We start from the raw sequence: 14,620 nt of genomic DNA on the forward strand, positions 1-14,620 counted from the left end.
ATGCTTAAAGACAAAGGATACAAGGATAGTATGTGTTAGCAACAGGGACTTTGGGGTCACGGATAACGAATCGGTTTTGGGTTAAAAATACAGTGGTACCACGCGATCCATTGTCAACCTTTGCAATCGACTCTGACCGACCTATTATTTATGTGTTAGCGCAAAATTGCCCCAGTGATTTGCTTGCGTTACAAAAGGGCTGTCAACAAGCTGCTTTGCCTGACCCTTTTCAATCAATTAATATTGCTGGAGAAAAATTTTCTTCGATGATATTTTTGCATGAGCAGTATTGGTTTAAAAAAGCAGAGTTAAAGCAACAGCAAGCAACGCATGTTAATCAGTACCAGCAGTTATCCAACTTACTCCATCAACATCGTGAATTAGATGTGCAATTAATCCCTGTGACTTTTTTCTGGGGAAGAAATCCTGGAAGTCAGGTCGCACAACATAGTTCACCTCATTTTAGTGATCTGAATCGTTTACAAAAAGCCTCCCGAGTTCTGCGCTTTGGCCGAGAACTGTTGATACAATTTAATTCTCCTATTTCTGCTCACGTTTTATTAAAAAAAAATGCAGAACTCAAGGTTGAAAAATACGTTCATAGGTTAGCAAAAGTCGGGTTACATTCTTTTAATAGATTGCAGCGTTGCGGTATTGGCCCTGCTATTCCTGCTCGACAAAAAATCATTAAACAGCTGCTTGAAAGTGAACAATTGCAGCAAGAAATTAATCAATATTGTGCAGAAACAGGCTTGTCAGAAACACAGGTGACAGAGCAATGTCAGTCTTATTTACAAGAAATAAGTAGCCAATTTTCATATCGATTTATACGTTTTTTTCGCACTATTTTAGGTCGAGTTTGGAACGGGATTTATCAAGGTATTGAGGTGAACAACGCCCAAACAGTGAGAGATGCGACGCAAAGTGGTGCTGAAATAGTGTATATGCCTTGTCACCGTAGCCACATGGATTACCTGTTACTTTCTTATCTATTATATGAAGAAGGTCTAATGCCTCCGCATATCGCAGCCGGAGTGAATCTTAACTTTTTTCCTGCTGGTGGTATTTTTAGGCGTTCTGGTGCATTTTTTATACGTCGTAGCTTTAAGGGGGACCCTTTGTATAGCAAGGTATTTAAAGCTTATTTTTCTATGTTATTTAAGCAAGGTTATCCAATAGAGTTTTTCACTGAAGGTGGGCGTAGTCGGACAGGGCGGTTATTACCTCCGAAAATTGGCCTATTGACCATGAGTGTCGATACTTTTTTAGCACAAACTAATCGCAATGTTGTATTAGTGCCGATATATATAGGATATGACCATATCATGGAAGTGAGTACTTACATGAAAGAGTTGTCAGGCAAGCAGAAAAAGCAAGAAAACCTATGGCAAGTATTGGGGATAATAAAAAAATTAGGTAATTTTGGTCGTGCTTTTGTGAATTTTGGAGAGCCGATTAGTTTGAGGAACTATTTCGATCAACAAACACCTCAATGGCGAGAAAATAGGTTAGCGAAAGAAGATATAATTGAGCATGTGAACCACATTGCAGGCCAAGTGATGCAAGGTATTAACCAAGCAACTGCTGTTAATGCTTTACCCTTATGTGCAGCAATTTTGTTAGCTAGTACACATCATCAGTTAAGTAAACAGCGTTTACTTAACTTGATAGCATTGCATCAGCAGTTGTTTGGGTTATCGTTAAAAAATACGTTAATGACGTATCCAACACAAGCGCCTGAAATCGTTTATCAACAGGCATTGGCGATCAATAAATTTTCTGAGCTTGATAACGTAATCAGTGCAAATAGTCGTCAAAGTGCACAATTAACCTATTACCGTAATACCATAGTGCATTTGCTTGCTTTGCCTGCTTTACTTAGTTTTTGTTTAATACAATTAAATAAGCACTCTCAATATACAAAGGGAATAAAGCGCATACACAGAACCTCGCTTGAACAAATGATGAAGCTGCTGTTACCCTTTGTTGAAGCTGAATATTTTTTAGTACCTTCAGCACAACGCATAGCGGAACGGGTTAGATTGTTATTATTTGAACTACAAACTGTGAATATAGTGAGGGTGGATGACGACTTTATTGAAATAAATCACCTATCATTCATAAAAGTGCTGAGCGCTCACTTAAATGAGACGCGATTGCGCTATCATTGTGTGTTATCACAATTAATCTTAGATTTTCAACAGAGTGATGAAGATTTGATTACCGCGAGTAAAAGAGTATTAACCACAAAAAGTATTGAACCATTTGATCAAAAAGTGATTGAGGTGTTTATTAAACAGCTTGATAGACAACGTTTTACAATCGACGCTGCACAGCAGTTGTTAGATTGTTTATCCGACCAATAGGGAAAAGTATGTTATTAGATGGAAAAGCATTGGTGGCGTCGTTACGTGCGGAAGTTAATGAAGTCGACTGTGTAACAGTGTATGAGCATTTACAAAATAATACACCGTTACTGTTTATTGATATCAGAGAGCCTAATGAAACTGCAGCGGGATATCCAGTTGGCAGTGAGTTAATACCGCGTGGTGTACTAGAGATGCAGTTAACTGGCTTACCTGCTTACCAGCACTTAATTGAAGGTTTAGCATCGGCGGCGCAGCTTCCTATCTATTTATTATGTCGTTCTGGAGCTCGAAGTGTATTAGCGGCTGCTTCATTGCAGAATATGGGGTATGAAAATGTATATTCTGTTGCTGGTGGAGTTATTGAATGGCAACGACAAGGGTTATTGATTCAAAGTGAATAAGCCGTATTTAATTCTAAAAGAAGCGGTTTTCTTTCAAGAAGAGATTAAAAAAAGCCGCTTTCTGACGTTTTTACAGCCAGCTAAAGGCAAAGCAGCGGCCATGCAGTTTCTTGCGGATATTAAAGCGGAACATAAAGATGCTCGCCATCACTGTTGGGCTTTTATTGGTGGTAGCCCTAAAGACAGTGTAAACATGGGGTGTAGTGATGATGGTGAGCCAAAAGGTACTGCGGGAAAACCGATGTTAGCTGTTCTACAAGGTAGTCATGTTGGAGAGATGGTTGCGGTTGTTGTTAGGTACTCTGGCGGCATTAAGTTGGGGACAGGAGGGTTAGTTCGTGCTTATAGTAACGGTTTGCAACAGTTATGCCCAACTATGCCAACAATGGAAAAGCGTTTTTTTGAGCAATTTCAGTTACAATGCAACTATGCGCAAATGGCAACGTTAGAACATATACTGTCAGCGCATTCAGGACGTCTTATTGAAGTCGATTATCAACAGACTGTTCAAGCATTGATAGAAGTTGATAGGGAACAGGTCAGTTTGTTTAAACAAAAATTACAATCATTGATGCAGGGACAAGTCATTGCAAAAAAAATTAATCGTTCTGTTAATGAATTGGGTTAACTAATGGCTATCCGTTCAATTATCAGAATCGTAGCCATGCTAATAGGGTTATTTAGTTTAACCATGCTACCTCCGGTTTTTATTGCTTATATCTATCAAGATGGTGGTGGTAATGACTTTTTAGCGGCATTTTTTGTGACGTTACTAATTGGCTTTGCATTCTGGTTACCGAATCGACGTTATAAAAGTGAATTAAAAGCCCGTGAAGGCTTTTTAATTGTGGTGTTGTTTTGGGCAACCCTAGGCAGTGTCGGTGCGATTCCTTTCCTGATGAGCTCCAGTGTGGATATGAATTTGGCCACTGCCTTTTTTGAATCTTTCTCTGGGCTTACTACCACTGGCGCAACCACTATTGCGGAACTCAATGATTTACCTAAGTCGATTCTTTTCTACCGACAAATGCTGCAATGGTTTGGTGGCATGGGGATTATTGTATTAGCCGTTGCTGTTTTACCGATGTTAGGTATAGGTGGTATGCAGCTATATCGTGCAGAGACCCCAGGGCCAGTTAAAGACTCTAAAATGACACCGCGTATTGCAGAAACCGCAAAGGCACTTTGGTACGTTTATTTATGTTTAACCGTAGCTTGTATGTTGGCTTTTTGGCTTGCTGGCATGACGCTGTTTGATGCATTAGGACATAGCTTTTCTACTGTGTCGATTGGTGGGTTTTCTACTTATGACGCTAGTATGGGGCACTTTGATAGCGATGTGATCAATATGATCACTGTGGTGTTCTTACTTATTTCCGGTATTAACTATGCGTTACATTTTACCGCTTTTTCTGCGAAGGAATTTAGCTTAAAAGTATATCGAAAAGACCCTGAAGTACGTGCCTTTATCTTTATTCAATTGTTCCTTACTGGGATCTGTTTCTGGGTATTAATGGGTAATGATATTTATAGCACCATTGAAACTACTTTCTCACACGCGTTATTTCAAGCCGTCTCTATTTCAACGACAGCAGGTTTCACAACGACCTCCTTTTCTGACTGGCCATTGTTTTTACCGGTATTATTGATCTTTTCTAGTTTTATCGGGGGATGTGCAGGTTCAACGGGCGGTGGATTAAAAGTGATCCGCGTATTGTTATTAAACCTACAAGGGCAGCGTGAGCTAAAACGTCTTGTGCATCCTAAAGCTGTTTATAAAATTAAGTTAGGCAATAAAGCCTTGCCCGACCGTGTTGTAGAGGCAGTATGGGGCTTTTTCTCAACCTATGCGTTGGTGTTTATTATTTGTATGTTAGCCTTGTTAATGACTGGTATGGATGAGTTAAGTGCTTTCTCCTCAGTTGCAGCCATGTTAAATAACTTAGGCCCTGGTTTAGGTGATGTGGCGTTACACTTTAATGATGTGAGTGATGCGTCTAAGTGGATTATGATCATTGCCATGCTGTTCGGTCGATTAGAGGTATTTACCTTGTTGGTTCTCTTTACCCCTGTTTTTTGGAAAAATTAAATGATGTCTACAACACAAGTACCTGCAAACACCTTAATTCTCTACTCTTCAGTAGATGGGCAAACATTAAAAATCATCAATCGTATTAAACAATCTATTGAAGGTGAAGTAACCGTTATTAACGTTGATGATAAGCTGGAAATTGATTTTACTCTATATAACAAAGTGTTAGTGGGCGCATCTATTCGCTACGGTAATTTTAGAAAGAATATGATTAACTTTGTAAATCAGCATAAGCAACAGTTAGACGCGTTGCCGAATGCCTTTTTTGTGGTGTGTTTAACTGCGCGTAAACCTGAAAAAGCGGTACCTGAAAACAACGCTTATATGAAAAAATTTGAACAGTTATCAGCGTGGCAGCCTCAACACAAAGCGGTGTTCGCCGGTGCTTTATTGTATTCTCGTTATAATTGGTGGCAGACATTATTGATTCAACTGATCATGAAAATGACCGGTGGAAGCACTGACAAAACACAGGATATGGAGTTAACGGATTGGCAAAAAGTAGAACAGTTTGGTGAGCACTTTAATCGTCTGTAAAGAGGAAATTTAAGCTGAAATATTTATGCCACTGATTTACAATGTTCGCCCTTTTACCCGCTTCGATGATCAATAGGTTGCTATATTTTGAGTCAGAATATGACTAGTCCCGCACAGAATGTCTTGTTAGATGTCTTCGGCTACAGCCAATTTAGAGATGGTCAAGAAACGGTTATCAATGAATTGATAGCAGGGCGTGACGCGTTAGTCGTGATGCCAACGGGCGGCGGTAAAAGTTTATGTTTTCAAATCCCAGCATTAGTGCGTGAAGGGATATGCATTGTTATCTCGCCATTAATCTCTTTAATGAAAGATCAAGTTGATACCTTACAAGCTTGTGGTGTCGCTGCCGCCTATTTAAACTCAACGCTTTCTTATCAAGAACAAAATGAGATTATCAACGCCTTACATCAAGGTCGTTTAAAGTTGTTGTATGTTGCCCCTGAGCGTTTATTACGCCAAGACTTTATTGCGCGATTACAACATCTACCGATTAACTTATTTGCGGTGGATGAAGCGCATTGTATTTCCTCTTGGGGCCACGATTTTAGACCTGAATATGCACAATTAGGTCATCTTAAAGAATATTTTCCTAATATCCCTTTAGTGGCTTTAACGGCGACCGCTGACCATGCAACACAGCAGGATATTTTACAGCGTTTACAATTGCAGGATCCATTAATTGAAATCCGTAGTTTTGATCGCCCTAACATCGAATACTTGTTGATTGAAAAATATCGTCCATTAACGCAACTGTTTAATTATTTAGATCAGCATAAAGATGAAAGCGGTATTATTTATTGTACTAGCCGTAAACGTACAGAAGAGATTGCGGGTAAACTGGCGGCAAAAGGGCTTAACTCTCGTTGCTATCATGCAGGGCTACCTCTAGAAGAGCGGCAGCATGTACAAGACCTATTCATTAAAGATGAAGTAGAGATTGTAGTGGCAACCGTGGCCTTTGGTATGGGTATCGATAAGCCTAATGTGCGTTTTGTTGTGCATTACGAGATCCCGAAAAATATTGAATCTTATTATCAAGAAACTGGGCGTGCTGGGCGAGATGGCCTACCTGCACAAGCTATGTTGTTTTATGACCCTGCCGATCCTGCACGTATTCGTAGTTTATTAGAAAAGAATCCTAATCAAGAGCAGTTACGCATTGAATTACATAAACTAAATACCATGGTGGCCTTTGCAGAAGCACAAACTTGCCGTCGTCGCGTCGTATTAAACTATTTTGGTGAGTATAGCCCTAAAGCCTGTGGTAACTGTGATATCTGTTTAGATCCACCGCAAAGCTATGATGCGACTGTGGATGCGCAAAAGATTTTATCTTGTGTTTATCGCACTGGGCAGCATTTTGGTATCACACATGTGGTTGAGGTCTTGCGTGGTGCACAAACAGCACGTGTTAAGAGCCTAGGGCATGATCAGTTATCGACTTTTGGTATTGGTAAAGATAAGTCTACGGAGCATTGGTTTAGTATAGCTAGACAGCTGATTCATTGTGGTTTATTAATGCAGAACTTAACACGGGGGTCTGCTTTGCAATTGACAGAAGCCGCTCGTACCGTATTAAAATCTGAACAAGCTTTAATGTTAGCGGTACCGCGATTACAACTAGTAAAAACCACTGCGAAGCAAAAACGCCGTAGTATTTCTGCGAATGCAGATAGTAAGCTCTTTGCTAAGTTACGTCATTTACGGAAGCAGATAGCGGACCAAGAAAATCTGCCTCCATATGTTATTTTCAGTGATGTATCACTCTCAGAAATGAGCGAAATGATGCCAACCAATGACTCACAATTCCTGTCAATCACTGGCGTAGGTCATATTAAACTAGATAAATATGGCGAAGAATTCTTATCTGAAATTAAGCAGTATGTGGATACTCTATAACATTTCTTTATTTAAGAGCTGTGTCGTTGATGCCAAGACTCGATTAATTAACCGGGCTTAAAGGTGGAGCAACTCTAATAATTTTGTCCAATTAATTTTAGGGGCTGCCATTTTTTCGGATAATACAGGTTGCCATTGATTTTCGTCTTTGGCCAAACTAAATGCAAAGGGATAATAAAGTGTTAGCCCTACGCGTAGATCAGTCGCAATCAATTGACCTTCCTGTTTAGTAAACTGCAAAAAACCGCTGCTAAACCATTCTAAGCGCTCTAACTCAGTTGAGTTAAAGCCGTTTAATAGCTCCCGTCCAGTATCAAAAGGTTGCCATGATAGTGGCTGTTGATTAAAGGCGTGGGTGAAACTGACATAATATCTATCTTCTTGATAACTCAGAACTCGCCATAATAAGGTATTAAAAGGTGTGGGAGAAATAAATATCTCACCCGTCTGTGCTATTGGGTCATGTTGTAATTGCGTGTGGATTTGTACACGCTGTGCTTGGCCTTGAATAAGGTATAAGCAGCTTACTCCTAACATAACGGCATTGATTTTTTGCCACCTCACTGAGCCTCGTTTAACCCATAACCCAATGACGCCAAATAACAGAGGTAGGGTATAAAGAGGATCAATAATAAAGATGCTTGACCAAGAGATAGGCGGAATATTGATTGGCCATAATAGCTGGGTGCCATACGTAGTTAAAGCATCGAGTAAAGGATGGGTAATTAAAGGCAGAAAGATAACTAAGAATAAGGCTTTTTTATGGGAGCTTAATGTAGGTTTCAGGAGTAAAACTAAATAATAAATAACGATGCTTAATGCACTTAATACTAATAAAGAGTGGCTGAATCCGCGATGAAAAGTAAAGTCTTGAATAGCTGTTTGGTAATTTAATAATACATCTAAATCTGGAAGAGTGCCTAAAATGGCTCCTGTGACTAACGCTTTACGGCCAAAAGACTTTGTACCTACAATACCAGCAACACTAGCACCTAATGCTATTTGAGTGATTGAATCCATGTTTACTCTTTTAGTAACAGCTAAAATGCTAGTGTAATGCAATCGTAATTAAGCACAAATCAAGTTGACATAAAATCCATGATATTGCCTTTGGTTTTTATTTATTTAGCCTTGCTTTATGTTTGCTTCAACGTTCATTTAAAGTCATTTAGGCGCGTTAAAATAGCACTAAAAACAGCCGAAGGAATACTTCTCTCAATCTCATTTAAACTATTTTTTTTAAAGGTTTCACTGAGAAAGGCGCATAAATAGGTCAATGGTGCGTGAGCAAAAAGTTTAGGGTTCGATAGATAATCATGACCTCTGTGCATCATCCAAGCTGCATTATCTTCTTGATCCATAAAGTGACCACGTAAAATCACATCTTGTAATTTTTCTAACAGTTGACAGTAATCAAAATAGCCATTTTCAAAATCACCTTTATAGGACGCAATAAGGTTAATTGTGGCTTGTTTAGGTAAATTATTAAGTTGGTGTATATTACTCATTTCGAACCTCTCATTACGTTATTGTGCGTATTAAAAAAGCTGAAAAAATATCAGATAACAGCTAAAAATTAGCATATTTTTATGACGTAATTGTTATTGGAGGTTGCAGTTTTATGGAAACAAAAGTGGTGTTATTGGATTAGTGTGAGTGAGATCACTACTTTGAAATAAACAAGCACGATAGCTAAACCGTGAAGCTAATAAGTTATATTTAATGTCATTGGTATAAGTCGATTGTAAGCAAGCTAACAATCGACTTCATTAGATTATTATTTAGCTAATTGGTAAGTGAGTGAATGTTTGTTATTACCGATAATTAAAGAGTCATTATCAACCATGACATTTGACCAGTCACTAAGGACGCTAGTCACATCCATTTCAACACCATTTTTCAGTTCACCACACATTTTTCGTGTATTAGCCATTTTGCTAATGCGTAATTGGTTATCGCTGAATTCGGCTGTACCAACAAAGTTATTACAGCCTAGATTACCTGTGCTTTTATTAGCAGGATCAATCATTAATGTGCTATTGATTACAGTAGCCAATTGAATATTATCAATATGTGTTAATTTCCAATTGTGTTGTAGCTGCTCTATTTTTACTTCTTGCGGTATTATTTGTGTTTCTGCAGTACAAGCACCCAAAACTACACTGCTTAGAATAAGTGTAATCGCTTTAACAGTTTTCATAATATTTAATCCATTTAATATGTAGATATTGTTTATTTATTATTCTTATTATTAACAATATAAATGATACTTCTTATCATGTGAAGTAATTGATTTCGATACCATTTTTTTTGGTTATTTTTTATTGTTTCGTTTAACGCTTTTGACGCCGCTTAGTTTCTTAATTTGACGCATGATACGTGATAAATGTATGCGATTAATCACGGTTAAAGTGACGTTAATGGAATAAATTTGATTGGTCACCGCAGTGGTTTGTAAATCTATAACGTTAGCGTTACTTTTTGCTATCACATTAAACATTTTAGCTAAGCCAGCTTTATGATTTGCCATTTGAATAACCAGATCACTGGAATATTCATATTGGTTCATAAACTTCATGTCCCATTCGACAGCAATATACTTATCAAGTTCATTTTCAAATCCATTTACATTATGACAATTTGTAACATGGACCACCAAACCTTTTCCGCTACTGGTATGAGCTACAATCGGGTCACCTGGTAATGGTTTACAGCAATTTGCATAAGACAACATAATATCTTCTGCACCTTTAATAGCACTTTGGCGAATATTTTGTTTATGTTGTGATTCCGTTAGCTCACCTGCATTACCACGTAAACGTCTGGCAATGATTAAACTGAGTAATTTTCCGCTACCAATCTCATGTAATAGGTGATTAAAGCCATCGAGGTGATGATCTGCAATCACTTTGTCGATGTTCTCTTGAGGAATATCTGTTAAGTTGGTGGCATTCAATGCTTGCTTTAATAAGCGTCGACCTAATGGGATAGTTGTCGTTTGAGGTAACTGTTTAAGATAGTTACGAATACTGTTTCTAGCTCTATGTGTCGCTGCAAAGTTTAACCATTCAGGGCTTGGGCTAGCCTCTTTACCTGTAATTATTTCAATGGTTTGACCACTTTCTAGTTTTTGGCTTAACACTGAGTATTCATTATCTACTTTGGCACCAATACAGTGATGGCCAATATTGGTATGCACTGCGTAAGCAAAATCTACCGCAGTCGCAAAAGCAGGTAATACGATAATTTTACCCTGAGGGGTTAGTACGTGAATATCGTTTTTACCCAATTCTTGTTTAATATTTTCTAACAAGACAATAGAGTTGGTGCTGTTATCTTCTTGTTCTGTTAGGCCTTGGAACCAGTTGCGTGTTTGTAATTGTGCTGCGATATTAGTGGTCTTTTTACCTTCTTTGTAGCTCCAATGTGCCGCAATACCATGTTTTGCTACAGCATCCATATCTTCAGTACGAATTTGGATCTCGATATTCACACCTTGATGGGTGATTAACGTGGTATGTAGAGACTGGTAACTATTGGTTTTTGGTAAGGCAATATAATCTTCAAAGAATTCTAATTTTGGCTGATACAGATGATGTATCTGACCTAATACGCGATAACAAGTATCTAAGTCTTTTACAATAATTCTAAAAGCATATACGTCCATAACATCATGGAATTGACAGCCTTTTTTGCGCATTTTTTTATACAGGCTATATAGATGCTTTTCACGACCAATCACTTGTGCATCGATAGACATTGAGGTTAATTGCTCAGATATCTCATCACAAATACTTTCAATGAAGTCTTGGCGATTACCGCGAGCTTTAGCAATGGCTTCTTTTAACACATGGTAACGAGCCGAGTTTTGTGCTTTAAAGGCAAGTTCTTCAAGTTCATTTTTTAAATGATGTAAGCCTAGGCGATTTGCAATTGGCGTAAAGATTTCAAAGGTTTCTTGAGCAATGCGTTGTCGTTTATCAAGGCGTAAAGAATCTAGGGTTCGCATGTTATGTACGCGGTCAGCAAGCTTGATTAACATCACTCGAAAGTCTTTAGACATCGCAATTAACATCTTACGAATGTTTTGTGCCTGTGCTTGTTCACGATTCTCAAAATTAAACTTATCTAACTTCGTCACACCCTCTACAAGTTGTGCCACATCTGCATTAAATGCTTCTGCTAACTCTTCATGTGTAGTATCTGTGTCTTCTAATACGTCATGCATTAAGGCAGCTGAAATCGCTTCATAATCGAGTTTCATACCTGCAAGAATTTCAGCCACTGCAACAGGGTGGGTAATATAAGGTTCACCACTTGCTCTTTTCACACCATCATGTGCCGCATATGCATAATGATACGCGCGTTCGACAAAGGCAACATGCTCTTCTGTCATATAGGTTTGAATAGATGCTTTTAGTGTTTGGAACATGAATATTACTTTCCTTATTTTAACGTTACTTTAGTAGCATAATCGCAGTTTAGTGAGTTTCAAAGTATTTAATGCCATAAAGCAACAAATAGCGGCTAATCCGCTTCTGACCATTGTTTTAAACGACTTATCTCTTGTGGCCATAAACTTTCATCAGTGGTTTCTAAGACCAGTGGGATCTCATCAAAGCGTTTGTCTTTCATTATAAATTCAAAACAATCCCAACCAATTTCACCTTCCCCTAAAGGAGCGTGTCGATCAACACGGCTAGCAAAAGGTACTTTGCTGTCATTGATGTGCATGGCGCGTAAATACTCAAACCCCACTACATCTGAGTATTCTTTAAAGGTTGCTTCTGTTGCAGCCATGCCCCGTAATTCGTAACCTGCAGTAAAAGTATGGCAGGTATCAATACAAACGCCCACACGTTGTTTATCGTCGACTTGCTCAATAATCTTCGCGAGGTGCTCAAAGCGATAACCTAAGTTAGTGCCTTGACCGGCTGTGTTTTCAATAATCGCTGAAACCGAACTAGTTTGCTGTAATGCAATATTGATTGATTCGGCAATGCGTTTTAAACAATCATCTTCAGATAGTTTTTTAAGGTGACTACCTGGATGAAAGTTTAATAAGGTTAACCCTAATTGTTCACAACGTTGCATCTCATCTAAGAATGCATTGCGAGATTTTTCTAGAGCTTCTGCTTCAGGGTGACCTAAATTAATTAAATATGAGTCATGAGGTAAAATATTTTGGCTTTGAATTTTATAACGTAAGCAAGCCGCTTTGAATTTACGGATTGTATTGTCGTCAAGTGGTTTAGCATCCCAACGTCGTTGATTTTTAGTAAATAAAGCGAAAGCTGTTGCCCCGATATCATAGGCATTTTTAGGCGCGTTAAATACGCCGCCAGAGGCACTAACATGTGCGCCAATATATTTCATTCATTAAGCTCTTAAATTCAAGTGGATAACCAGTATATCTAATGGTTACTGTAGGTCAAACAGTAAACGACTTAAGAGGTTATTTATTATAAGAGGGCGTTGAGATAGGGTGTAAAAAGTTTGCTTGGTGTCGGTAGAGTCTGTTTTAATTAGGGAGTTCTGCTGGATTATTATTGAATAGTGGTTGTGCTGATCATACTGCGGGGAGAGATGGAATAGTGCCCTCACTATTATTAGTTGAAGGTGTTGGTTGTGTTTGATCCCCTGTTTGCTGTTTTGGAGTGGGTGTTTTCTCTGAACTTTTAGTTTTGTTAAGTTCACTGCCGATACTATTAAAATTATCGATAGGCTCAATAAAGGTGTTTTTTAATAGCCCTTGTGTACCATTGTTATGTGGTACAGCTGAGTCACTCTTGGCGGTAGCTGAGTCTTTTTCTTCTGCCCCTACTGAAAATATTACCAGGGTAAATAAGAGACTGATAAAGTAATGCATAATGTTTGCTCAATAGATAAATAGTGGGTAAATATTAATCAAACTCATCTTGATTAACAAGAGATAGGGGAATTGAGTGGCTTGTAATCGTTGTATGAGTAGTGTTTTTAAAGATAAAATTGGCCGTTGCAACCAATGTATGGCGATTAACTTAGTGTTATTGATTGGCTTGTCCGGCATTTATTTATTGGCAAATGTAGAGCAATGGTTAGCGGTGCAACGGGTGGCTTTTCTAATGTTTCTTATGCTTACCGCTATTTTAATGGGATTACATTTAATCGCTTGGTGTTATTACCGCTTAACCGGTACATAGTCAATATACCTTGATTGCCAGACCTGGGTTTAGGGTAAATAAATACAGCCTAAAATCGCATCTCTACTGGCCCCAGTCACAGCTTTCAATGGGACTTTTCTTTCTAACATTCTTTGCTCAGCTAGCCAGGCAAAGGCAACGGCTTCTACATACATTGGGTTAATCGCTAAAGCATCAGTAGTATGTACTTGGTGATTTACCAATAATGCACTTAAACGTCCCATTAATAACGGGTTTAAGGCTCCGCCACCACAGACGTAAACCGTACCACCTTTACTTTGTAGTTTTATTTGATCGACAATTGTGAGTGCAGTGAATTCCAGTAGGGTACGTTGTACATCTTGTACTTGGTAGTTTTGCTTAGCTATTTGCTCAGTTAGCCAAGAGAGATTAAATTTTTCTCGTCCCGTACTTTTGGGGGCAGCTAATGCAAAATAGGGATCGGCTAATAACAAATTCAATAATGACTGGTTAACTATACCACTACTGGCAAACCAAGCATTTTTATCATAGGTTTGTTGGTGATGTAGATTAATCCAAGCATCCATTAACATATTACCAGGACCTGTATCATAACCAAAAGCATGTTCAGTGCCATTCAATACACTGATGTTAGCAATGCCGCCTATGTTTAAAATAATCCGTTGTTCACCGCTTTTTGCAAACAAGGCTTGGTGAAAGGCTGGCACTAAAGGTGCTCCTTGACCACCGTAAGCCATATCCATTCTTCTAAAATCAGCAATACAGGGGATTTGTGTTTGTGCTGCGATCACATTTGCGTCACCAATTTGTTGGGTAAAAGCGATCTTAGTATCAGGGGAATGGTAAATGGTTTGTCCATGACTACCAATAGCGCTGACAGAGGTGGCTTGAATATTTTCATTTTTCAGAAGGCTATTTACTGCTTGTGCACAGGCAACTGCAAATTGATGGTCTACTTCACCTAACTGATGCAGACTAGCGTGTTTTTCATTGCATATTGAAAGTAATTGCTGACGCAGCTCAGGTGCTAATTCGATTGCAGTACCGGCAATTTGTATAAAGCCTTCTTCGTTCCGTTCACATAGTGCAACATCAATTGCATCTAAGCTAGTGCCCGACATTAACCCTAAATATAAACCTGGTACATTACTCATT

General features: G+C 38.6%; 14 protein-coding genes. 7 read left to right on the forward strand and 7 right to left on the reverse strand.

Annotation, left to right across the window (positions count from 1 at the left end; all coding sequences use genetic code 11):
• Positions 1-32: 32 nt before the first annotated feature.
• From plsB to recQ, 6 genes are all read left to right on the forward strand, one after another.
• Entirely contained in the window at positions 33-2,366 is a 2,334-nt protein-coding gene (plsB, locus tag OW492_RS11805; RefSeq protein WP_290040173.1) for a glycerol-3-phosphate 1-O-acyltransferase PlsB, read from the forward strand.
• Between the two features lie 8 nt (positions 2,367-2,374).
• Positions 2,375-2,770: a rhodanese-like domain-containing protein gene (locus tag OW492_RS11810; RefSeq protein ID WP_290040174.1), complete on the forward strand. Its 396-nt coding sequence runs from the start codon at positions 2,375-2,377 to the stop codon at positions 2,768-2,770.
• The gene (locus OW492_RS11815) at positions 2,763-3,398 is read left to right on the forward strand and encodes a YigZ family protein (RefSeq protein ID WP_290040175.1); all 636 of its coding nucleotides are present in this window, start codon (positions 2,763-2,765) and stop codon (positions 3,396-3,398) included. The genes OW492_RS11810 and OW492_RS11815 overlap by 8 nt, the downstream gene beginning before the upstream one ends.
• Before the next feature lie 3 nt (positions 3,399-3,401).
• Positions 3,402-4,859 (forward strand): TrkH family potassium uptake protein, encoded by a 1,458-nt coding sequence (locus tag OW492_RS11820; RefSeq protein WP_290040176.1) that lies wholly within the window; start codon positions 3,402-3,404, stop codon positions 4,857-4,859.
• Complete coding sequence (gene hemG / locus OW492_RS11825) at positions 4,860-5,399, forward strand: menaquinone-dependent protoporphyrinogen IX dehydrogenase (RefSeq protein ID WP_290040178.1); 540 nt, start codon at positions 4,860-4,862, stop codon at positions 5,397-5,399.
• Between the two features lie 99 nt (positions 5,400-5,498).
• Positions 5,499-7,301 carry a DNA helicase RecQ gene (gene recQ / locus OW492_RS11830; protein WP_290040179.1) on the forward strand — a complete coding sequence of 601 codons (1,803 nt, stop codon included), beginning with the start codon at positions 5,499-5,501 and terminating at the stop codon, positions 7,299-7,301.
• Between the two features lie 57 nt (positions 7,302-7,358).
• Here the strand turns inward: recQ and OW492_RS11835 are convergent, their stop codons facing one another.
• The 6 genes from OW492_RS11835 to OW492_RS11860 form a co-directional block, all read right to left on the reverse strand.
• On the reverse strand, positions 7,359-8,321 hold the full coding sequence (locus OW492_RS11835) for a metal-dependent hydrolase (protein WP_290040181.1): 963 nt from the start codon (positions 8,319-8,321) through the stop codon (positions 7,359-7,361).
• A 134-nt stretch (positions 8,322-8,455) separates the two neighbouring features.
• On the reverse strand, positions 8,456-8,809 hold the full coding sequence (locus OW492_RS11840) for a hypothetical protein (RefSeq protein WP_290040183.1): 354 nt from the start codon (positions 8,807-8,809) through the stop codon (positions 8,456-8,458).
• 269 nt (positions 8,810-9,078) lie between these two features.
• Positions 9,079-9,501 carry an META domain-containing protein gene (locus OW492_RS11845; RefSeq protein ID WP_290040185.1) on the reverse strand — a complete coding sequence of 141 codons (423 nt, stop codon included), beginning with the start codon at positions 9,499-9,501 and terminating at the stop codon, positions 9,079-9,081.
• A 114-nt stretch (positions 9,502-9,615) separates the two neighbouring features.
• Positions 9,616-11,739 carry a RelA/SpoT family protein gene (locus OW492_RS11850; protein ID WP_290040285.1) on the reverse strand — a complete coding sequence of 708 codons (2,124 nt, stop codon included), beginning with the start codon at positions 11,737-11,739 and terminating at the stop codon, positions 9,616-9,618.
• Positions 11,740-11,828: 89 nt separating this feature from the next.
• Positions 11,829-12,677, reverse strand: a complete 849-nt coding sequence (nfo, locus tag OW492_RS11855; protein ID WP_290040187.1) for a deoxyribonuclease IV — start codon at positions 12,675-12,677, stop codon at positions 11,829-11,831.
• Positions 12,678-12,870: 193 nt separating this feature from the next.
• The gene (locus OW492_RS11860; RefSeq protein WP_290040189.1) at positions 12,871-13,170 is read right to left on the reverse strand and encodes a hypothetical protein; all 300 of its coding nucleotides are present in this window, start codon (positions 13,168-13,170) and stop codon (positions 12,871-12,873) included.
• Between the two features lie 76 nt (positions 13,171-13,246).
• Between OW492_RS11860 and OW492_RS11865 the strand changes: the two genes are divergently transcribed.
• Complete coding sequence (locus OW492_RS11865) at positions 13,247-13,483, forward strand: DUF3624 family protein (RefSeq protein WP_290040191.1); 237 nt, start codon at positions 13,247-13,249, stop codon at positions 13,481-13,483.
• Positions 13,484-13,512: 29 nt separating this feature from the next.
• On the opposite strand, the gene OW492_RS11870 is transcribed toward OW492_RS11865, so the two are convergent.
• The gene (locus OW492_RS11870; RefSeq protein WP_290040193.1) at positions 13,513-14,619 is read right to left on the reverse strand and encodes an anhydro-N-acetylmuramic acid kinase; all 1,107 of its coding nucleotides are present in this window, start codon (positions 14,617-14,619) and stop codon (positions 13,513-13,515) included.
• Between the last annotated feature and the right edge of the window lies 1 nt (position 14,620).

The organism is Psychromonas sp. 14N.309.X.WAT.B.A12, from assembly GCF_030397575.1.
Taxonomy (GTDB): Bacteria; Pseudomonadota; Gammaproteobacteria; order Enterobacterales; family Psychromonadaceae; genus Psychromonas.